The organism is Pseudonocardia zijingensis (assembly GCF_042657305.1).
Taxonomy (GTDB): domain Bacteria; phylum Actinomycetota; class Actinomycetes; order Mycobacteriales; family Pseudonocardiaceae; genus Pseudonocardia; species Pseudonocardia zijingensis.
The window spans coordinates 116,493-136,502 of the sequence record NZ_JBHSKO010000027.1; the positions used below are offsets into that span (position 1 = coordinate 116,493).

The window sequence follows — 20,010 nt, forward strand, 5'->3', positions numbered from 1 at the left end:
CCGTATCGCCGTCCGGCCCACCGAACGGACCACGGCGACACGTCAGGCGGGCGAGCCGCGCAGCGCCCGCAGCCGCGCCTTGAGGCCGGTGTCCTTGTTGAGCGGGTCGTGCGCCTCGTCGGGTTCGACCGCGCCCGCGATGCCGACGTCGTTGAGCACGCGGAACATCGAGACGAGGTGGGCGATGCGGGACTCCGGAGCGTCGACGGCGCGTTGGGTGCCGCCGACCAGCGCCAGCGTGCGGTCGACCCAGAGCACCTCGCCGTGCAGGTCGGCCTGCTGCAGCAACTCGACCATCCGCCTGCGCAGCTCGGCGGCGGGCAGCCCGGCCCACCGGGGCACGTCGTGGGCGGCGTCGAGCGGGAAGAGCTTGCCGCGTTGCTGGAGGTAGACCAGCTCCACCGCGTGCAGGTGCCCGAACGCGCAGTACTGGCAGCCGTTGTGCAGCGAGATGAGCGCGCAGGCCAGGTGGGTGCGCAGCGGGCCGAGCGTGGTGCGGGTGCGCTCGTAGCGCGGCATGTTCTGCACGAACCAGCCGAGCGCGCGCAGCGCCCCGAGCTGGGAGACGATCGGGCGCATCAGCCGGGGCGGGAATCCCCACAGGCGGGTGCCGAGTGCTTCGAGCGCGCGCACGGCGAACCGGTCGAACGCACGCTCCGCCATCGCCCGCTCCTCACCCACAGTGACGTGCATACTACGCGCACGTGCACCTGCACGTTAGACCGAACGGCAGCTCTTCTGTGGGCGGTGGCAGCGGAGAGAGGGCGCGCTGCGTGCGCGGACCGCACGCAGCGCGCGTGTTCTCAGCAGTTGAGCAGTTCCGGCTTCTGGTTCAACAGCTGTGCGCGTGGCGAGATGAATTCTTCGTACTCCGCCGTGGCGTCCGGCCGGAACAATCCGACCCGGCAGCAGTTCTGGAATGCCAGCCGCACGCCGAAGTGGCGCTGCACCGCGCCGCGCATGGAGTCGCTCCCGACCAGTCGGAAGACCTCACCCCACGAGCGTTCGTCCGGGGGTACCTCCAGGTTCTGCGCCGACGGAGCGCCGCTCGCCTCCAGTTCCTTCGCCAGCCGCTCCACCATTCCCCACGCGTAGGGTAGGGAATCGCGGATGCAGGACACGAATTCTTCGTCCTCGACCGTCCCTTGTTGCGCCTTCTCCAGCAAGGCTTTCGGAACTGTCAGTGACACCGAACCTCCCGAGCTCGAGTGAACCGGACGCGGGCAAACGCTACGGCGTCGGGCAGGATGCGGAAACACCCGATCAGGGGTCCTCTTTCGATATGCATGAATTCGCACGTGGCCGTGTGCGGCGGCGCGGCCGCGCACCCTGGGGCCGCCCGGAACGTAGAGTCGCTCGCGGGTGCGCCGCAGGGGCGCCGGAGATCGGGAGCGGTGCGGATGGGCGAGGCGGCGAGCGACCTGGTGATACGTGGGCGCAGGCCGGTGGGCGACCGCGCCCTGGTCATGGCGATCGTCAACCGCACCCCCGACTCCTTCTACGACCGCGGAGCCACGTTCGCCGACGAGCCCGCCAAGGCGGCGATCCGCAAGGCCGTGGCCGAGGGCGCCGACATGATCGACATCGGCGGCGTGGCGGCGAGCCCCGGCGACGACGTGGACGCCGAGGAGGAGATCCGCCGCGTCGTGCCCACGGTCGAGTACATCCGCGAGCAGTACCCGGATGTGATCATCAGCATCGACACGTGGCGGCACGAGGTCGGCGCCGCGGCGTGCCGGGCGGGCGCCGACCTGCTCAACGACGCATGGGCGGGCTTCGACCAGAAGCTGATCGACGTCGCCGCGGAGTACGGCGCCGGGTACGTGTGCACCCACACCGGCGGGCGGGAGCCGCGGTCGGTGCCGGTCCGCCCCGAGTACGACGACGTCGTGTCCGCCGTGCTGGACCACACCCTGGCGCTCGCCGAGCTCGCCGAGGCCAGGGGCGTGCCGCGGGAGGGCATCCTCATCGACGGCACCGGGTTCGGCAAGAACACCACCGACCACCTCGCGCTGCTGCGCGGGGTGCCGCGGTTCGTCGCCACCGGCCGGCCGGTGCTGATGGCGCTGTCCAACAAGACGTTCGTCGGCGAGACGCTCGGGGTGGGGCTCGAGCAGCGCCTCGCAGGCACGCTCGCGGCCACCACGATCGCCGCCCAGGCCGGCGCCCGGGTGTTCCGCGCCCACGAGGTGGAGCCCACCCGCCACGCCCTGGAGATGGTGGCGAGCGTCTTCGACGGGAGGCCACCGGCGCGGCCGTCGGAGTGGATCGCCTGATGCACCGGATCTGGCCGCCCCGCGACGCGGGGGAGCTCGACGACGAGGCGCTCGAGCGGCTCTACCGGTACCCGGAGGGCCGGTGGCTCGCGGTCAACTTCGTGGCGAGCGCCGACGGCGCGGTCGCGCTGGACGGGTTGGCGCGGGGGCTGTCCAACGAGCCCGACCGGCGCGTGCTGCGCCTGGGCAGCGACCTGGCCGACGTCCTGCTGGTGGGGTCGACCACCGCGATGGTCGAGGGGTTCCGCGGGGTGCACCCGGACGGGGAGACGGCCGCGCGCCGGGCCCGGCACGGGCTCGCCCCCGTCCCGCCCACGGCGGTGGTCACCACCGGCGGGCTGCCCGCGGACGCCCCGGTGGTCACCGAGGCGGCCGTGCCCACCTACGTGATCACCACCGAGGCGGCGCCGGAGCACAAGCGCGCGGCGTGGGCCGCGGCGGGGGCCACCGTCGTGGTGGCGGGCGAGCGGGAGGTCGACCTGCGTCTCGCCGTGGACGAGCTCGCCGCGCGGGGCCTGGAGCACGTCGACTGCGAGGGCGGCGCGCAGCTGTTCGGTTCGCTGCTCGCCGCGGGCGTGGTCGACGAGCTGCGGCTCACCGTGTCCCCGCTGCTGGTGGCGGGCTCCGCGAGCCGGATCGCCACCGGAGCCGACATCGACCCGGCGCGGCTGGAGCTGCTATCGGTGGTGGCCGAGGACGACACGCTGATGCTGCGCTACGGCGTGCGCCGCTGATCCGGACACTTTGCGCACCCGTCGGTCGTTCTCCGGTCGGGCGAGGGAGGGAGACCGGGATGACCGGGATCGGTGCACTGCTCGGCACGGTGCTGCTGCTGTTCCAGATCGTGCTGATCGCACGGGTGGTGGTGGACTGGGTCGCGGCGCTGTCGTCGGGCCCGGAACCCGAGTGGCGGCGCACCGCGGTCCGGGTCACCCACGCGATCACCGAGCCGGTGGTCGCCCCGGTGCGCCGGGTGCTGCCGCCGATCCGGGCCGGCTCCATCGGGATCGACCTGGCGCTGATCGTGGTCTTCCTCGCGGTGGTGCTGCTGCGTCAGGTCGTCATCTGGCTCTGACGCCGCCGGCCACCACGCGGAACCCGAGGTTGCCGCTCGAGCTGTCGGGGGTGTTGGCCGTGCGCGCCGCCACGCGGTAGCGGTTGCAGTAGGAGTCGTGGCACAGGTAGGAACCCCCGCGCATCGCGCGGTTGCGCTCGGACGCGTCGAACCAGTCGGCGCACCACTCCCACACGTTGCCCGCCGCGTTGTACAGGCCGAAGCCGTTGGGTTCGAACGCGTGCACCGGGGCGGTGCCGGACCAGCCGTCCTCCGCAGCGTCGTGGGTGGGGAAGCGGCCCTGCCAGATGTTGCAGCGGTGCTCGCCGCCGGGGGTCAGCTCGTCGCCCCACGGGTAGCGGGCCTGGTCGAGCCCGCCGCGCGCCGCGTATTCCCACTCGGCCTCGGTGGGCAGGCGCGCGCCCGCCCACGTGCAGAAGGCCGTGGCGTCGTGCCAGGACACGTGCACCACGGGGTGGTCGGCGCGGCCGTCGAGGTCGCTGCCGGGGCCCTCGGGGTGGCGCCACTGTGCGCCTTCGACCCCGCACCACCACGGCGTCTGCTCCAGGCGCGGGGAGGAACGGCGCAGGTGGCCGGGCAGGAACTTCGCGAACACGTAGGACCAGCCGAACCGCTCGGCATCGGTGCGGTAGCCCGTGGCGTCGACGAACTCGGCGAAGAGCGCGTTGGTGACGGTGTGGGCGCCGATCGCGAACGCGCCCACCGTGACCTCGCGCACCGGGCCCTCGTGGTCGTCCGGGAACCCGTCGGGGTCGTCCGTGCCCATGCGGAACGTGCCGCCGGGCAGCTCGACCATGGCGTCGAGCCGTGCGGTGCCGACGGCGACCGGGCCGCGGTCGAGGGCCTCGGCGCCGGGGCGGGCCGGGGGACAGCAGGATGACACGTGCGATCGACCTCCTCGGCCCGGAGCCTACGTCCCCGGTGCGCACCGCCCCGGATGGCAGAATCCCGCGGGTGACGAGCAGAGGTCGCCGGGCGCCCACTCCGCACGAGCGCCGGCGCGACCCCGAGCGCACCAAGGCGCGCATCCTCGACGCCGCCACCGCCGAGTTCGCGGCGAAGGGCTTCGCCGGTGCGCGGGTGTCCGGCATCGCCACGCGCGCCGGGGTGAACCAGCAGCTCATCGCCTACTACTTCGACGGCAAGGAAGGCCTGTACCGCGAGGTGGGCCGCCGGTGGCGCGCCCACGAGGCCGAGGCCGTGCCCGACGACCTCCCGTTCGCCGAGGCGGTGCGGCGCTACGTGCGCGCGAGCGTGCAGGACCTGCAGGGGCGCCTGCTGGCCTGGGAGGGGCTCGCCGACACGGGGGCGGACGACGGCGCGGAGGCCCGCGAGCGGGCCGAGCGGCTGCGGCACGAGGTCGAGGTGATCCGCGAGCGCCGGGAGACGGGCGAGATCGACGAGGCGTTCGACCCCGCGGCGTTGCACCTGATCCTCACGAGCGCGGCGAACGCCCTCGCCGTCTACCCGCACCTGGCGCGCGGCCTGCTCGGCGGCGACGCCCGCTCACCCGAGGTGGTGGAGCGCTACGCCGAGCAGCTCGCGCTGGTGGTCGGCCGCCTCGGGCGCTGACCGGGGGCATTCCCCACCCCTGGACGCCTGCGCACCCCAGTGATCCGCAGGCCCCGCCGGACGAGCATCGGTGCTGGTCGCACACCGTTCTCGCTGGGGGATCCCTTGTCCGTCACCGTTCCCGACGTCCGGCAGTGGCACCGGCCACTGATGATCATGGTGGCCGCGATGGCCTGCCTCGTCCTGGCCGCAGGAGTCGGCCTCGTCGTCGACGACCGGCAGCTGCTGCACGAGTCGATCTGGGCGAAGCCGTTCAAGTTCGGGCTGTCGTTCGTGATCTACGGGGCGACGCTCGCGTGGATGCTCCCGCTCCTGCGGCGGGCGCGGCGCACGATGTGGGCGCTGGGCAACGCCTTCGCCGTCACCGGGATCGTCGACGTCGGGTTCATCGCCCTGCAGGCCGCCCGCGGCACGTACAGCCACTTCAACGCGAACACCGACCCGGTCAACGCGATCGGCCAGCAGGTCTTCGCGTCCGGCGTGATCGGGCTGTTCGGGGTGAGCCTGGTGATCGCCGTGATACAGCTGTTCCAGCGGGTGGGCGACCGGGCGCTCACCTGGTCGCTGCGCGCCGGGATCGGGCTGGCCACGATCGGGATGGGCGTGGCGTTCTTCATCGCGGGCTCGGACGAGGGCCACCGCACCGTCGAGGACGCCTACGGCCGTCCGGTCACGCTCGGCGGCGCCCACGGCGTCGGCGTGCCCGACGGCGGCGGCATGCCGATCACCAACTGGAGCACCCAGGGCGGCGACCTGCGCGTGCCGCACTTCATCGGCCTGCACGCCGTGCAGGTCTTCGTGCTCGCCGCGCTGGTGCTCACCGCCCTCGCCGGCCGCGTCGCGTGGCTGCGCGGCGAGCGGGTGCGCGCCCGGCTGACCGGCGTGGTGATCCTCGGCTACACGGGCTTCTTCGCCACCACCGCGTGGCAGGCGCTGCGCGGACAGTCGTTCGTGCACCCCGACGCCGCCACGTGGACCGCGTTCGGGGCGACGGCAGGCGTCACGGCGCTGCTCGCGGCGCTGACGATCGCTCAGGCGATGGTCACCGACATCGACCCGATCCGGCCGATCGTCATGTCCAGCCGCTCGCCGGCCGCGATCGGCCCGACGCCGGGCGGGGCGCCGGTGAACAGCACGTCGCCGGGCAGGAGCGGCATCACCGAGGACGCGTAGGCCACGATCGCGGGCACCGGCGTGATCATGTCGCGGGTGTTGACCTCCTGGCGGACCGCGTCCCCGCACGTCAGCCGGATGTCCAGGTCGGAGCCGTCGCCGATCTCGTCGGTGGTGACGATCCACGGGCCGAGCGGGCTGAACCCGTCGTAGCTCTTGCGGCGGGAGCGGTCGGCCGGGCTGCGGACGGTGATGTCGAGGCCCGCCGTGAACCCGAGCACGGCGTCCATGGCCTTCTCGACCGGGATGTCCTTCCCGCCGTTGCCGATCACCACCACCAGCTCCGACTCGTGGTGCACCTCGTGGCCCGCGGCCACCGCGTCGGGCGGGAGCGTCACGGTGGCGCCGGGCCCGACGATCGACGAGGGCGACTTGAGGAACACGTCGAAGTTCATCATCCAGGCCTCGACGCCCCCGAGCGTGCGCTCCTGCACCTCGTGCATCTCGGTGACGTGCTCGCCGTAGTTCATCGCTGCCGCCACCACCTTCGACGGCGCGAGCACGGGGGCACGCAGGGCGACGTCGGCCACCGGCCGCGCCGGCCCGGACTCGGCGGCGGCGCGCAGGGCGCCGGACAGCGTGGCGAAGTCCCGGCACAGGGCGCGCCACCAGCCCGCGGTGAGCGGGTCCGGGTCGTGCGGGCCCGGCAGCGCGCCGGTGACGTCGACGATCCGCTCGCCGTCGGCGGTGACGACCCCGAGGCGGTTGTCGTCGAAGAGGGCGAGCTTCACTGCGTCTCCTCGGTGCGGTCCGACCGGGGCGTGAACACGGACGTGACGGTCTGGGCGGCCGGGAGCGTCTCCTCCCGGTAGAGGCCGAGCGCGCGCAGCACGGGCGCGTCGGAGAGCACGAACACCTCGGCCGACTCGTCGGAGTGGTGCTCGGCCGCCGCCCACGACGGCACGGCGAACATGTCGCCGGGTCCCCAGTCGAATCGCTGCCCCTCGATCACCGACGAGCCGTGGCCGGAGAACACGACGTGCACGGCGTTGCCTGTGTGGCGCACGGGCAGGCTCCGCCCGCGGATCCGCTGCGCGGAGCAGGCGAGCGTGGGCATGACGCTCGCGCCGGTCTCCGGGTCGGCGTACTCGACGGACAGCAGCGGCTCGTCCGAGGCCGCTGCCAGCCGGTCGAGCTGCGCCCTGGTGTCGGCCCACCGGTAGATCATCAGCTTCGAGTGGGTAGGGCTCAGCGCGTCGGTCACGGCGCCGTCGGCGTAGCGGGTGCCGCCCGCGTAGGCCTGCTCGGACGCGTTGTGCTCGGCCGGCTCGGGCTGGTTCTCCCCGGGCCCGGGGTAGGGCTCGAAGAAGATGCTGTCGAGGGCGGCCACCATCGGCAGGTCCAGCCCGTCGAACCAGAACATCTCCCCGTCGCCGCTGTTGACGTGGTCGTGCCAGTTCATCGACGGCGTGAGCACCAGGTCGCCGGGGTGCATGTCGCAGGCGTCGCCGTTCACGGTGGTGTAGACGCCCTCGCCCTCCAGCACGAACCGGATGGCGCCGGGGGAGTGGCGGTGGGCGGGCGCGGTCTCGTTGCCGCCGAGGCACTGCATCGCGCCCCACAGGGTGCCCACCGCGTAGGGCAGGCCACCCAGGCCGGGGTTGCGCAGGCTGAGCACACGACGCTCGCCGCCCCGCTCGACCGGCACGAGCCGGATCGCGCGGCGCGCGAGGGGCTTCATCGTGGCGGCCGACCACAGCCACGGCACCGACCGCGGCCGCGGCGTGGGCGTGAGCAGCTGCTCGGTGATCGTCCAGAGCGGCTGCAGGTCGACGGCGTCGAGGTCGCGGTACAGCTCCTGCAGCTCGGTGTCCACGTGGGTCGTCATCGTGCTTCCTCCCGTTCGATCGGTGGCGTGCCGATCCCGAACCGCCGCACGCTCTCCAGCAGCGACACACGCCTGATGTACACCCTGGCCCGTTCCGGGTCGGTGGCGATGGCCCGCATCTCCTCCTGGTTCCGGCGGCGCACGGCATCGTCGGTCTCGCGCAGCCGGTCGGTGTTGCGTTGAGTGTCGGCCTGGACGTACTCCACCGCCACCGTTCGGCGGATCCGGTCGTACTCCGAGAGCTCCGCCTCCACGTCGACGCCGTCGCCCGCGGCGATGCGCGCGAGGCGGCGGACGGCGTCCATCGCGTCGTGGATGCCGGAGTTCAGCCCGACCCCGCCGATCGGGGAGTTGATGTGCGCGGCGTCGCCCGCGAGCAGCACCGGGCCCACGCGGAAGGCCGACGCCACCCGCTGGTGCACGCCGTAGACCTGGTGGTCGATCACCGGGTAGCCGGGCTCGTAGGGGGCCACGCCCTGCAGCCGGTGCTGCAGCCGCTCCGGGTCGCTCGCCTCGTCGGCGGAGTAGCTCGCGGGCACCGGCCACACCACCCGCCAGGACTCGGGCGTGCGCAGGATGAACAGCCACTCCTCGGGGTCGGCGACGTAGTTGACGTGGCCGAGGTCGGGCACGAGCTCCTGCAGGTCCACCGGCGTGCTCGTGATCGCGAACCGCTCCGGGTAGGTGAACCCGTCGAACGCGACGCCGAGGGCCGAGCGCACCGTGCTGCGCGGCCCATCCGCGCCGATGGCGTACGCCGCGCGGATCTCGTCGGCGCCGTCCGGGCCGTCCACGGCGAGCCGCACCCCGTCCGGCTCGATCTCCAGCCCGGTCAGGCGGGTGCCGAACCGCATCCGCACCCGGTCGTCGCCCGCGAGCCGGTCGGCGAGCATCCGCACGAGGTGCTGCTGGTTGAGCTGCAGCCGGTACGGGAAGCGGGTCTCGTCGGCGAGCAGCCCGAAGTCGAACTCCGCCACCAGCCCGTCGCGGCGGTCGCGGAACTGGTAGGTCGGCACCACCAGCCCCTCGGCGTGCATCTGGCCGGTGATCCCGATCGTCTCGAGCAGCTCCAGCGTGGCGGCGTGGAACGTGCTCGCCCGCCAGTCCGGCCGGGGGCTCGGCGTGAGCTCGACGAGGACGACGGGCAGGTCGGCGGCGGCCAGTGCGGCCGCGGCGGTCATCCCGACGGGCCCGGCTCCGATCACGGCGATCGGCCGGTCCCGGCTCACCGGCGCTGCGGTGGCGGTGTGCCAGTGCATGCGGTCGAGGCTAGGAGGAATTCCATCTGTGGAGAAGCTAGTCGGCCAGAGTTCCGTCATGTCGAACGATCTCGACTCGGCGCTATCCCACGACGACCGCGTCGAGGTCGACCGGCGCCTCCAGCAGCCCGTAATCGACCATCAGCCCCATCACGAGCTCCAGCGACGCACGGTCCGTCGTCCCCCGCCACAGGTTGATCCGCACCCGCTCGGCCAGCCCGGGATCGGTCTCGCTGATGCGGGGCAGCGCGGCCCGGAACGCCGCCGGGTCGGCCCCGATCGCGTCCGCCGTGGCCTGCACCGCCCGCTGGAAGCCCTGCACCAGCTCCGGCCGGGACGCCACCAGCTCGCGGTTCATGAGGTAGGTGCCGATCTGCAGGCCCGGCCGCAGGTCCGTGTACGGACGGCCGATGATCCGCAGGCCGTGGTCCTCGGCGACCGTGATGAACGGCTCGATCAGCATGGCCGCAGCGACGTCGCCGCGCTCCACAGCGGGCGCCATCTCCGGGAACGGGATCTCGACGAACTGCACGGCGTCGTAGGTCAGCCCGGCCTGCTGCAGCTGGTTGCCGAGCACGATGTCGTTGATGTTGCGCAGGCTGTTGACGGCGATCCGCTGCCCGGCCAGGTCGGCGATGCTCTGCGCAGGGCTGTCGGGCTTCACCATCAGCGCGGAGAAGTCCTGGGCGGGGTCCTCCGACGTGCTCGTGCCCGCCGCCACCATCTGGATCGGCAGGCCCTGCTGGATCGCGATGAGTCCGGACACGACGTTCGAGCCCGCGGCGTCGAGGTCGCCGCTCACCAGCTGCGGGATCACCGTCGCGCCGCCCGACGACGAGGTGATCTCCAGGTCGATGCCGTTCTGGGCGAAGAAGCCCTGCTCGTCGCCATAGGTGAGGAAGTTGAGCGGCGCGCCCGCGGTCTCCGCGATCCGCAGTTTCGTCAGGCCGTCCGCCCCCTGCTCGGGGCCCGACCCGCCGGAGCAGGCGGCGGTGAGCAGGGCGAGGGCGGCGACGATGCCGAGCCAGGTCTTCATGGGGTCACTCCGGCGGGGTCGGGTGCGCGCAGGCTGGACAGCACGCGGGTGCGCAGCTCGCCGAACTCGGGGAGCCGCTTGGTGGTGAGCTGGTCGCGGTCGGCGGGCAGGTCGATCTCCACGACCTCGTGCACGTGCGCGGGCCGGTGGAGCACGAGCACGCGCTGGGAGAGGTACACGGCCTCGTCGATGTCGTGGGTGACGAACAGGATCGTGATCCGGTAGCGGCGCCAGATGTCGAGCAGCAGGTCCTCGAGGTCGGCGCGGGTCTGCGCGTCCACCGACGCGAACGGCTCGTCCATCAGCAGGATCCGCGGCTGGTAGGCGAGCGCCCGCGCGATCGCCACCCGCTGCTGCATGCCGCCCGACAGCTGCCACGGGTAGGCGTCGCCGCGGTCGCCCAGGCCCACGGCGTCGAGCGCCTCGGCGGTGGCGGCCGCCGCGTCCGCCTTCGACAGGCCCTTGTAGGGCAGCGGGAACGCCACGTTGCCCGCCACCGTCATCCACGGCAGCAGCGAGCGGCTGTAGTCCTGGAACACGTACGCCATGTCCGGCGGCGGCCCGTCGATCGGAGTGCCGTCCAGGGTGACCTCCCCCGACGTCGGCGCGACGAGCCCGGACAGGCAGCGCAGCATCGTCGTCTTGCCACAGCCCGACGAGCCGACGATGCAGACGAACTCGTGCTCGGCCACCGTGAACGTCAGGTCGGCCACGGCGGGGACGCCGTCGTAGGACTTGGTCAGCTCACGGACGTCGAGCATGGGTGGCCCTTCCGGTGACTGCGAGATGCCAGTGCAGGACGCGCCGCTCGACGGCGACGAAGATCGCGTTGCAGCCGAACCCGAGCAGGCCGAGCAGCACGGTGCCCGCCCACATCTCCGGGATGTCGAAGCCGCGCTGGGCCAGCTGCACCGTGTAGCCGACGCCGTTGTCGGCCCCCACCAGCTCGCTGACGACCATCAGGATGATCGCGATCGCGAGGGCGGTGCGGGCGCCGGCGAGGATCCGCGGGAGCGCAGCGGGCAGGATCAGCCTGGTCAGTCGCGCGTGTGCGGGCACGCGGTAGGAGCGGGCCATGTCCAGCGCCGTCGCGTCCACGCCGCGCACGCCGTCGACGGTGTTGAGCAGCACCGGCCACACCGCGCCCAGCACGATCAGGAAGACCTTCGCGCCGTCGCCCGCCCCGAACACCAGCAGTGACACGGGGATGAGCGCCGGTGGGGGGAGGGCGCGCAGGAACTGCAGCACCGGGTCCAGCGCCCGCGACAGGGTGCGCGACAGCCCGAGCAGCGTGCCGAGCGCCACGCCGATCGCCACGGCGAGCGCGTAGCCCGCGAGCATGCGCCCGACGCTCGGGAGCAGGTCCGTGGGCACCCGCGTGAACAGCCACTCGGCGGCGAAGGTGGCCCCGATCTCCGACAGCGGCGGGAAGAAGAAGTTCCCGGCCGTGCGCGCCCACCCGTCGTAGGCGGCGAGCAGCAGGACGGGCAGCGCGAGCGCGAGCGCCGCGTCGGCGAGCCGGGCGCGGATCACCGCACACCTCCCCGGTAGGACGGGTGCCAGTGCAGGACGCGGCGCTCGGCGGCGTGCAGCGCCCCGTTCAGCGCCCACCCGAGGAGCCCGGCCGCGAGGATCCAGGCGTACATGACGTCCTCGGCGCCCCCGGCCGACTGCGCGTCGGTGATGCGCACCCCGAGACCCGGCGCCCCGACCACGATCTCGCTGGTGACCGCCAGGATCAGCCCGATGGCCGACGCGATCCGCAGCCCCGTGGCGAGATGGGGCAGCGCGCTGGGCAGCGTGATCCGCACCAGCACGGCCCGCGGCCCCAGCCCGTAGCAGCGCGCGGCGTCGCGGGCGGTCGGGTCGACGTCGTGCACGCCGTAGACCGTCTGCAGCAGCACCGGCCAGAACGCCCCGAAGGCGATGAGGAAGACCTTCATCTCGAGGTCCGACCCGAAGATCAGCACCGCGGCCGGGATGAGCGCCACCGGCGGGATCGGCCGCAGGAACTCGAGCGTGAACCGGGTGAGCCGGTGGGTGAGCGGCCACGACCCGATGAGCACGCCCAGCGGCACCCCCACCGCCGCCGCGGCGAGGATGCCGAGCACCCAGCCCTGCAACGTCTGGCCGAGCGGCCCGAACAGCTCGCCGGCCGCCACGATCTCCCCGAACGCCGGGAGGATCCGCGACGGCGGCGGGAACCACGCCTGCGGCAGCAGGCCGGTGCGGACCACGACCTCCAGGAGGGCCGTCACCCCGACGACCCCGGCGAGGCCGAGACCGCGCCCGCGCGAGATCGCCGGAATCAACTGCACCTGGTCGTCCTCCCTCGGGCGGCGGGCGTGAGGACGGTAACCCCGGTGACGCGCAGAGCGCTATCGCCGGACGGTGAAGTTCTGCTATGTCGAATCACCTCGCACGGTGAGACGGGAGACTCGCCCCGCGAAAGGGGAGACTCGCGCTCCTCAGGGGCGGCGAGTCTCCCGTTTCGCGGGCGCAGACCCCTGTACCGGGCGGGCAGTCCCGCGCTCGGCGAGGGACTGCTCCTCGGTCCGGCGGTGGCCCCGGCGTGCGGGACTCGGCGCCGCACTGACACCCTGGCCGGGTTCGCGCGCTGGATGGGCATGACCGACCTCTGAGGAGCGGCACGTGGGAGACGACGAGCACGCCTTCGAAGCCGGCGACATCATCCGCATCGCGCTTCCCGACGGCGGCGGCGAGCTGCGGTTCATGGTCTCCGACGTCCGGGATGACGGCGGCGTCGAGGCCACGTCGCTCATCCCGGACCCGGAGAACGCCGACCGCGCGTCACCGCCGTGGGAGCGGTGAGCGCACGCGGTCGGGATCAGGTTCCGCGGAACCCACCGCGGCGGCGCCCTCTCAGATCTGGATCGCCTTCGTCTCGAGGAACGCCTCCAGCCCGGCCGTGCCCATCTCCCGCCCGATGCCCGATCGCTTGTACCCGCCGAACGGCGCGAGCGGGTTGTAGCGGCCGCCGTTGACGTCGATCGAGCCGGTCCGCCCGCGGCGCGCAAAGGCCAGGGCCCGGTCCTGGTCGGCCGACCAGACCGCCCCGGCGAGGCCGTACTGCGAGTTGTTCGCGATCTCCAGGGCCTCCTCCTCGTCGGTGTAGCGGATCACCGAGAGCACCGGGCCGAAGATCTCCTCCTGGGCGACGGTGGCGTTCGGCTCGACGTCGGCGAGCACCGTCGGCGCGACGTAGTAGCCGCGCTCGGCCCCGGCCGGGAGCTCCGCGCCCCCGGTGACCACGCGCGCGCCCTCCTCGACCCCGGTCCGGATGTAGCCGCGCACGCGTTCGCGCTGCGCCGCCGACACCAGCGGCCCCAGCTTCGTGGCCGGGTCCAGCGGGTCGCCGGGGGTGTAGCCGGCCGCGATCGACGCGGCCGGCTCGACGGCCTCGTCGTACCGGTCGGCGTGCACGAGCATCCGTGTCCACGCCGTGCAGTTCTGCCCGCCGTTCAAGAACGCGTTCGCCACGCCGACCTTCACGGCTGCCTGCCCGCACCGAACCGGTGAACGAGACCGCGTCGATGCCGGGGTGCGCGGCGAGCGCCTCGCCGACCGTGGGGCCGTAGCCGGTGACGAGGTTGACGACGCCGTCGGGCAGCCCCGCCTCGTGCAGCACGTCGAACAGCAGGTACGCGACGTACGGCGCGATCTCGCTCGGCTTGACCACGACGGTGCACCCGGCGGCGAGCGCGGGCGCGAGCTTGCAGGTGATCTGGTGCAGCGGGTCTGCGGGAGCGCCGCCTGGATCCTGGTGGAGATCCGCAGCGGGCACCCCATCTCCGTGGAGATCGTCTCGGCGATCTCGTCCTGGCGCTTGGCGAGGACGAGGCCGCCGAGCGCATCGAGTGGGAGCTGCACACGCTGATCAACCAGGCCGCCCGGGCGCACAAGCTGCGCTGGCTGCTGCGGTTGACGATCCGCCACGCCCCGTTCCGGGCGTGGTCGTCGGTCACCGGGTGGGCCGAGGCCGCGCCCGAGGACCACCTGCCGCTGCTGCGGGCGATGCGCAACCGCAACCCGCGTACCGCCCGCGACGCGATGACCGCGCACATCCGCAACGTCGGCGAGCTGCTCGCCGACCACCTCATCGAGCGCGGGATCCTCGTCGACGACCCGGTCGAGGTGAGCGAGATCCACACCCACCTCGAGGGGATCGCCGGCCTCGGGAGCCGGCGCCGGGTGGAAGGACACCGTCGGGGATCCGCAGGCGGGTGAGCACCGCCCGGTGGTCGCTGCCCCGGACGTCCCGCACCGCGAACCATTCCGCCACGATCCCGTCGGTGGCCAGCACGTGGTCGATCTGCGGCCCGAGCCAGTCCGGCAGCCACGTGGGCCAGGTCGGGGTCAGGCCCTGGCCGCGCTGGGCCGCCGCGTCCCCGCAGCCCGCGATCGCCGACCGGAACACCGAGTGGTCCAGCGTCGCGTTGAAGTCGCCTGCGACGATCGCCGGCTGCGGTCCCGCGCACCACTGCGCCACGAGGCTCACGTCCGAGAGCCACTGCGCCACGTCGCCGCGCCGCGGCGCGAGCGTGTGGAACGCGACGAACCGCAGGTCGCCGAGCCCGCCGCCCTCCAGCTCGACGCGGGGGAACGGCGTGGCCGTGTACGTGCTCGCGCGCACGGCACCGAGGTGGTCGGCGACCACCGCCGTGACCCCGCCCAGGTCGCCGGTCGGCTCCCCGACCGCCGTGACGAGGTGGTAGCCCAGCGGCTCCACCAGCGGCGCGAGCTTGGCCCGGAACGTGGTGCTCGCCTCCACGAGCGACACCAGGTCCGGGCGCTCCTCGCGGATCAGCGCCGCCACCGCGGGCACGTCCGCCCCGCCGCTGTAGGTGTTGAACGCGGCCACCGTGAGCGTCCGCCCGCCCTCCGGGGCCGGCGTCGGCATCGCGCGCGGGACCACCATCGCGGCGGCCACCAGCAGCACCGCGGTGACGCCCGCGGCCGCGACCGCGGCGCCGCGCACCCAGCGCGCCAGCACCAGCAGGGCCGCCGCGAGCAGCGCCAGCCCGCCCAGCAGGTACGGGCGCAGCGCCACCAGCTGCGCCAGCGGGGTGAACCGGTCGAGCCCGACCAGGTCGGGCAACGCCAGCACGACCACGACCGCCACGAACAGCAGCGCCGGCCAGCGGTGTCTCACCCGGCCGCCCGATGCACCTCGGCCAGCCGCCGGTAGATCGCGGCGTTGCCGCGGCAGCGCTCCACCTCCTCGTCGGTGAGTTCGCGGCGCACCTTCCCCGGCACCCCCGCCACCAGCGACCGCGGTGGCACCACCGTGCCCTCCGGCACGAGCGCGTTCGCCGCGACGAGCGATCCCTCGCCGATGACCGCGCCGTTGAGGACGGTGGCGTTCATGCCGATGAGGCAGCCGTCCTCCACCGTGCAGCCGTGCAGCACCGCGCCGTGCCCGACGCTGACCTCGTCGCCGAGCCGGGCCGGGAAGCCGGGGTCGGCGTGCAGGACCGCGCCGTCCTGGATGTTGCTGTCGGTGCCGACGGTCACGGACTCCAGGTCCGCACGCAGCACCGCGCTGTAGAAGACAGCGGAGCCGGCGCCGACGGTGACGTCGCCGACGATCGTCGCCGTGTCCGCGACCCAGGCCGATGGGGCGACGTCGGGCGTGCGGTCACCGAGGGAGATCAGAGCCATCCCCCGATCATCCACCAGGGCCCGGAACGCTCAGAGGTCGGCGAGGGCGCGCACCGGCCGTTCCACGGCGTCGGCCACGAAGCGCAGGAACCCGCCCGCGACGCCGCCGTCGCAGACCCGGTGGTCGAACACGAGCGACAGCTGCGTGATCTGCCGCGGCACCACCTCGCCGTCCACGACCCACGGGCGCGGGTGGATCCGCCCGATGCCGAGGATCGCGGCCTCGGGGTGGTTGATGATCGCCGCGCTGCCGTCCACGCCGAACACGCCGTAGTTGTTCAGCGTGAACGAGCCGCAGGACAGCTCTGCCGCCGTCGCGGTGCCCTCCCGGGCGGCTGCGGTGAGCCTGCGGATCTCGGCGTCCAGGTCGCGGATGCTCAGCCGGTCGGCCCCGCGGACCGCCGGGACGACCAGCCCGCGGTCGGTCTGGGCGGCGATCCCGAGGTTGACCCCGTCGAGCTGCACCACCTCCTCGCGCTCGACGTCCACCCGCGAGTTCAGCGCCGGGAACCGGTGCAGCCCGGCCACGACGAACCTTGCGAGCAGGGCGATGACCCCCGGCCGCCAGTCGCCGTCGCGCATGTCCTCCCGCAGCGCGAGCAGCGCCGTGGCGTCGACGTCCACCCAGGTGGTGGCCTCGGGGATCTCGGCGCGGCTGCGGGCCAGCGTGCGGGCGACCTGGCCGCGCACGCCGGTGAGCGGCTCGCGGGTGCGGATCGGGAGACCGGTGCGGCGGTCGACGTCCTCTGTCTCCGGTGTCCTGCGGGCTGCGATCGCCCGCTCCACGTCGGAGCGGGTGAGCAGGCCGTCGGGCCCGGTGCCCACGAGCGTGGCCGGGTCGAGGCCCGCCCGCCGCGCCAGCTGCCGCACCACCGGGGAGGCGACCCGGCGACGCTCCGGCGCCGGGGTGGTGCCGTAGCCGACGAGCACGTTGCCCGACCCCTGCTCCTCCTTGAACGTGATCAACGGGGCCCCCACCGGGATCGTCGCGCCCTCCGCCCCGTGCAGCTCGGCGACGACCCCGGCCACCGGCGCGGGCACCTCCACACGCGCCTTGGCGGTCTCGACCTCGGCCACCGGCGCGTCGACGGCCACCGTGTCGCCGGGGCGCACCAGCCACGTGACGAGCTCGGCCTCGGTGAGGCCCTCGCCGAGGTCGGGCAACGTGAAGACGGTCGCGGTCACGCGTACTCCCACTGCAGGTCGTCGACGGCGTCGAGGATGCGGTCCACACCCGGCAGGTGGTGGCGTTCCAGCCGCGGTGGGGGATAGGGGATGTCGAACCCGGTGACGCGGCGGACCGGGGCCTCCAGGTGGTGGAAGCAGCGCTCGCCCACCCGCGCCGCGATCTCCGAGGCGACCGAGGCGAAGCCCGGTGCCTCCGCCACCACGACGGCGCGCCCGGTGCGGCGCACGGCGGCCATCACCGTCTCGTCGTCGAAGGGCACGATCGAGCGGAGGTCGACCACCTCGAGGTCCCGGCCCTCCGCAGCGGCCTGCTCGGCCGCAGCCAGCGCCACCGGCACCGTCGGCCCGTACGCGATCAGCGTGGCGTCCCGCCCCTCCCGGCGCACCACGGCACGCCCGATCGGCGGCACCGCGTGCAGATCGAGCTCCTCGCGTGTGAAGTACTGCCGCTTCGGCTCGAGGAACACCACCGGGTCCGGGTGCTCGATCGCGGCCCGCAGCAGCCCGTACGCGTCGCTGTTCGTGGCCGGCGTGACCACGAGCAGGCCTGGGGTGTGCGCGTAGTAGGCCTCCGAGCTGTCGCAGTGGTGCTCCACGCCGCCGATGCCCCCGCCGTACGGGATCCGGATCACCATCGGCAGCCGCACTCGCCCCCGCGTGCGGTTCCCCAGCTTCGCGACGTGGCTGACGATCTGCTCGAACGCCGGGAACGCGAACGCGTCGAACTGCATCTCGACCACCGGGCGCAAGCCGTTCATCGCCATCCCGACGGCCGTCCCGACGATCCCCGCCTCGGCCAGCGGTGTGTCGAAGCAGCGGGTCCCGCCGAACTCGGCCGCGAGCCCGTCGGTGACCCGGAAGACCCCGCCGAGCGGGCCGACGTCCTCGCCGAACACCACCACCGAGTCGTCGGCGGCCATCGCGTCGCGCAACGCGCGGTTGAGCGCCTGGATCATCGTCGGCTTCTCGCTCATGACCGGACCCCGTCCAGCTCCGCCGCCAGCAGCGCGGCCTGCTCGCGCAACTGCGGCGTCGGCGTGGCGTACACGTGGGCGAACAGCTCGGCCGAGTCGAGGGCGGCGTCCGCCCCCGTCCCGGCGCGGACGTGGGCGGCCATCTCCTCCGCGGCCGCGGCGAACTCGGCCTCCAGCTCGGGCGTGAGCACCCCGGTGGCGGTGAGGTGCGCCCGCAGCCGCAGCAGGGGATCGCGCGGGCGCCACCGCTCCACCTCGTCCTCGGAGCGGTAGCGGCTCGGGTCGTCGGCGTTCGTGTGCGGCTCGATCCGGTAGGTGTCGGCCTCCACCAGCGTCGGCCCGTCGCCGCGGCGGGCCCGGGCGACAGCCTCCGTCAGCACCACCGTGAGCGCCGCGAGGTCGTTGCCGTCCACCTGGACACCCGGCACCCCGTACCCGGCGCCCTTCGCGGCCAGTGACTCCGCCGCCGTCTGCCGCGCGAGCGGCACCGAGATCGCGTACTTGTTGTTCTGCACGAGGAAGACCACCGGCGCCGCGAACACGGCGGCGAAGTTCAGGGCCTCGTGGAAGCCGCCCTCGCTCGTGGCACCGTCCCCGCACAGGGCCATGACCACCGTGTCCTCGCCCTTCAACCGGGCCGCCTGCCCCACCCCGACCGCGTGCGGCAGCTGCGTGGCCAGCGGCGTGGCCTGCGGCGCCACCCTCGTGGCGATCGGGTCGTAGCCGCAGTGCCAGTCGCCGCGCAGCATCACGAGCACGTCGACGGGATCCACGCCGCGGGCCGCGATCGCGGCGACGTCGCGGTAGGTGGGGAACAGCCAGTCCGTCTCGGCCAGCACCGCCGCCGCGGTCACCTGGCAGGCCTCCTGCCCGCGCGAGGACGGGTAGACCGCGAGGCGGCCCTGCCGTACCAGCGCCCCCGCCTGCTCGTTGAGGCGTCGGGCGAGCACGAGCGCGCGGTACCCGTCGAGCAGCACGTCCGGGGCGGGCAGGGCGGCGGCGTCCCCGACCACCGCTCCCGTCTCGTCGATCAGCCGGAACACAGCGCCACCTCCCCGAGACGTTCGGACCGAAGTGTCCGGCTCAGCAGCTACAGATCACCAGCTGGAGCGCGAAGATCGAGACGAACTGTCGATATGCTCCGCTCTCCCGAGCCGATCGACCGGGATCGGCCCTTCCGGCAGGTGGTGGCGAGACAGGTGGCCGTGCAGCTCGACGACATCGACCGCCGCATCATCGACGCGCTCCGCCGCGACGGCAGACTCTCCGTCCGCGCCCTCGCCGAACAGGTCCGCATCTCCCGCGCCAACGCCTACACCCGCCTCGAACGCCTCACCTCCACGGGCGCGATCACCGGCTTCACCGCCACCGTCGACCCCGCGGCCATCGGCCTCGGCACCTCCGCCTACGTCACCCTCACCGTGCGGCAGAACTCGTGGCGCGAACTCAAAGCGCGGCTCCAGGCCATCCCCGAGGTGCGCCACATGGCGCTCGTCGGAGGCGAGTTCGACGTGATCCTCCTGGTCCGGGCCGCCGACAACGCCGCCCTCCGCGACGTGGTGCTGAACCAGCTCCAGGCCATCCCCGAGGTGATCGCCACCCGCACCTCCCTCGTCTTCGAGGACGTCGAGAACGTCGGCGCGGGTGGAGGCTGAGCCGGGACCCGGGCGCCATGATCACCAGTTGGGCGCGTTTTCCGACACCTGGCGTCGGGAAACGCGCCAATCCGCTGATCAAGCCCCCAGATCGAGCGTGTGGACAACGCCGCCGGCTCTGGACCACCGGATACTCGCCCCGTCGCGCTCGAGATCGCGCCGCCACACCCAGGCCGCGTTCCGCAGTGAGGATGTAGGTGAGCCCCGCAGCGGTCGTTCTGACCCAGCGTTCCGCTGACCGTGGTGTCCTTGTTCCGATCCGTCGGACGTGCCGCTGCGGGGCTCGCCTGTG

The 20,010-nt window shown here is 73.4% G+C and carries 21 protein-coding genes and 2 pseudogenes; 7 read left to right on the plus strand and 16 right to left on the minus strand.

All coding sequences use genetic code 11. From position 1 onward, the window contains the following. Positions 1–42: 42 nt before the first annotated feature. Positions 43–663, minus strand: coding sequence for a hypothetical protein (locus tag ACFPL3_RS35280; protein WP_343940819.1), 621 nt, complete (start codon positions 661–663; stop codon positions 43–45). A 140-nt stretch (positions 664–803) separates the two neighbouring features. Then, the gene (locus ACFPL3_RS35285; RefSeq protein WP_343940820.1) at positions 804–1,190 is read right to left on the minus strand and encodes an SCO5389 family protein; all 387 of its coding nucleotides are present in this window, start codon (positions 1,188–1,190) and stop codon (positions 804–806) included. Positions 1,191–1,400: 210 nt separating this feature from the next. Between ACFPL3_RS35285 and folP the strand changes: the two genes are divergently transcribed. From folP to ACFPL3_RS35300, 3 genes are read left to right on the plus strand one after another with little or no spacing between them, the layout of a single operon-like run. After that, complete coding sequence (folP, locus tag ACFPL3_RS35290; protein ID WP_343940821.1) at positions 1,401–2,276, plus strand: dihydropteroate synthase; 876 nt, start codon at positions 1,401–1,403, stop codon at positions 2,274–2,276. Then, complete coding sequence (locus ACFPL3_RS35295; protein ID WP_343940822.1) at positions 2,276–3,010, plus strand: dihydrofolate reductase family protein; 735 nt, start codon at positions 2,276–2,278, stop codon at positions 3,008–3,010. The genes folP and ACFPL3_RS35295 overlap by 1 nt, the downstream gene beginning before the upstream one ends. A gap of 59 nt (positions 3,011–3,069) precedes the next feature. Further along, positions 3,070–3,351, plus strand: a complete 282-nt coding sequence (locus ACFPL3_RS35300; protein ID WP_343940823.1) for a YggT family protein — start codon at positions 3,070–3,072, stop codon at positions 3,349–3,351. Here ACFPL3_RS35300 and ACFPL3_RS35305 read toward each other — a convergent pair. Further along, on the minus strand, positions 3,338–4,234 hold the full coding sequence (locus ACFPL3_RS35305; RefSeq protein WP_343940824.1) for a formylglycine-generating enzyme family protein: 897 nt from the start codon (positions 4,232–4,234) through the stop codon (positions 3,338–3,340). The genes ACFPL3_RS35300 and ACFPL3_RS35305 overlap by 14 nt on opposite strands. A 71-nt stretch (positions 4,235–4,305) precedes the next feature. Between ACFPL3_RS35305 and ACFPL3_RS35310 the strand changes: the two genes are divergently transcribed. Continuing rightward, positions 4,306–4,923, plus strand: coding sequence for a TetR/AcrR family transcriptional regulator (locus ACFPL3_RS35310; RefSeq protein ID WP_343940825.1), 618 nt, complete (start codon positions 4,306–4,308; stop codon positions 4,921–4,923). Positions 4,924–5,954: 1,031 nt separating this feature from the next. Here the strand turns inward: ACFPL3_RS35310 and ACFPL3_RS35315 are convergent. From ACFPL3_RS35315 to ACFPL3_RS35345, 7 genes are all read right to left on the minus strand, one after another. Then, complete coding sequence (locus tag ACFPL3_RS35315; protein ID WP_343940826.1) at positions 5,955–6,827, minus strand: fumarylacetoacetate hydrolase family protein; 873 nt, start codon at positions 6,825–6,827, stop codon at positions 5,955–5,957. Then, the gene (locus tag ACFPL3_RS35320) at positions 6,824–7,924 is read right to left on the minus strand and encodes a cupin domain-containing protein (protein WP_343940827.1); all 1,101 of its coding nucleotides are present in this window, start codon (positions 7,922–7,924) and stop codon (positions 6,824–6,826) included. Before ACFPL3_RS35320 ends, ACFPL3_RS35315 begins: the two co-directional genes overlap by 4 nt. Then, the gene (locus ACFPL3_RS35325; RefSeq protein ID WP_343940828.1) at positions 7,921–9,183 is read right to left on the minus strand and encodes an FAD-dependent oxidoreductase; all 1,263 of its coding nucleotides are present in this window, start codon (positions 9,181–9,183) and stop codon (positions 7,921–7,923) included. Before ACFPL3_RS35325 ends, ACFPL3_RS35320 begins: the two co-directional genes overlap by 4 nt. Before the next feature lie 82 nt (positions 9,184–9,265). After that, positions 9,266–10,219 carry an ABC transporter substrate-binding protein gene (locus ACFPL3_RS35330; RefSeq protein ID WP_343940829.1) on the minus strand — a complete coding sequence of 318 codons (954 nt, stop codon included), beginning with the start codon at positions 10,217–10,219 and terminating at the stop codon, positions 9,266–9,268. Further along, positions 10,216–10,980, minus strand: coding sequence for an ABC transporter ATP-binding protein (locus ACFPL3_RS35335; protein WP_343940830.1), 765 nt, complete (start codon positions 10,978–10,980; stop codon positions 10,216–10,218). Before ACFPL3_RS35335 ends, ACFPL3_RS35330 begins: the two co-directional genes overlap by 4 nt. Beyond that, complete coding sequence (locus ACFPL3_RS35340) at positions 10,964–11,752, minus strand: ABC transporter permease (RefSeq protein ID WP_343940831.1); 789 nt, start codon at positions 11,750–11,752, stop codon at positions 10,964–10,966. The genes ACFPL3_RS35335 and ACFPL3_RS35340 overlap by 17 nt, the downstream gene beginning before the upstream one ends. Continuing rightward, complete coding sequence (locus ACFPL3_RS35345; protein WP_343940832.1) at positions 11,749–12,537, minus strand: ABC transporter permease; 789 nt, start codon at positions 12,535–12,537, stop codon at positions 11,749–11,751. The genes ACFPL3_RS35340 and ACFPL3_RS35345 overlap by 4 nt, the downstream gene beginning before the upstream one ends. A gap of 334 nt (positions 12,538–12,871) precedes the next feature. Between ACFPL3_RS35345 and ACFPL3_RS35350 the strand changes: the two genes are divergently transcribed. Further along, a complete protein-coding gene (locus tag ACFPL3_RS35350; protein ID WP_343940833.1) occupies positions 12,872–13,051 on the plus strand; it encodes a hypothetical protein in 180 nt (59 codons plus the stop codon). A gap of 51 nt (positions 13,052–13,102) precedes the next feature. Here the strand turns inward: ACFPL3_RS35350 and ACFPL3_RS35355 are convergent. Beyond that, positions 13,103–14,024: pseudogene (locus ACFPL3_RS35355) on the minus strand (aldehyde dehydrogenase family protein). Positions 14,025–14,116: 92 nt separating this feature from the next. On the opposite strand from ACFPL3_RS35355, the pseudogene ACFPL3_RS35360 reads away from it, so the two are divergent. Then, a pseudogene (locus tag ACFPL3_RS35360) lies at positions 14,117–14,248 on the plus strand (hypothetical protein); the annotation flags it as partial. Between the two features lie 88 nt (positions 14,249–14,336). On the opposite strand, the gene ACFPL3_RS35365 reads toward ACFPL3_RS35360, so the two are convergent. Genes ACFPL3_RS35365 through ACFPL3_RS35385 form a run of 5 tightly spaced genes read right to left on the minus strand, consistent with a single transcriptional unit; the run spans position 14,337 to position 19,106 of the window. Next, the gene (locus tag ACFPL3_RS35365; protein ID WP_343940834.1) at positions 14,337–15,392 is read right to left on the minus strand and encodes an endonuclease/exonuclease/phosphatase family protein; all 1,056 of its coding nucleotides are present in this window, start codon (positions 15,390–15,392) and stop codon (positions 14,337–14,339) included. Continuing rightward, positions 15,389–15,901: a gamma carbonic anhydrase family protein gene (locus tag ACFPL3_RS35370; protein ID WP_343940835.1), complete on the minus strand. Its 513-nt coding sequence runs from the start codon at positions 15,899–15,901 to the stop codon at positions 15,389–15,391. Before ACFPL3_RS35370 ends, ACFPL3_RS35365 begins: the two co-directional genes overlap by 4 nt. 30 nt (positions 15,902–15,931) lie before the next feature. Beyond that, on the minus strand, positions 15,932–17,086 hold the full coding sequence (locus ACFPL3_RS35375) for a dihydrolipoamide acetyltransferase family protein (protein ID WP_343940836.1): 1,155 nt from the start codon (positions 17,084–17,086) through the stop codon (positions 15,932–15,934). Then, complete coding sequence (locus tag ACFPL3_RS35380) at positions 17,083–18,063, minus strand: alpha-ketoacid dehydrogenase subunit beta (RefSeq protein ID WP_343940837.1); 981 nt, start codon at positions 18,061–18,063, stop codon at positions 17,083–17,085. The genes ACFPL3_RS35375 and ACFPL3_RS35380 overlap by 4 nt, the downstream gene beginning before the upstream one ends. Then, on the minus strand, positions 18,060–19,106 hold the full coding sequence (locus tag ACFPL3_RS35385) for a thiamine pyrophosphate-dependent dehydrogenase E1 component subunit alpha (protein WP_379590322.1): 1,047 nt from the start codon (positions 19,104–19,106) through the stop codon (positions 18,060–18,062). Before ACFPL3_RS35385 ends, ACFPL3_RS35380 begins: the two co-directional genes overlap by 4 nt. 156 nt (positions 19,107–19,262) lie before the next feature. On the opposite strand from ACFPL3_RS35385, the gene ACFPL3_RS35390 reads away from it, so the two are divergent. Further along, positions 19,263–19,718, plus strand: a complete 456-nt coding sequence (locus tag ACFPL3_RS35390; protein WP_379590324.1) for an Lrp/AsnC family transcriptional regulator — start codon at positions 19,263–19,265, stop codon at positions 19,716–19,718. The last annotated feature ends 292 nt before the right edge of the window (positions 19,719–20,010 follow it).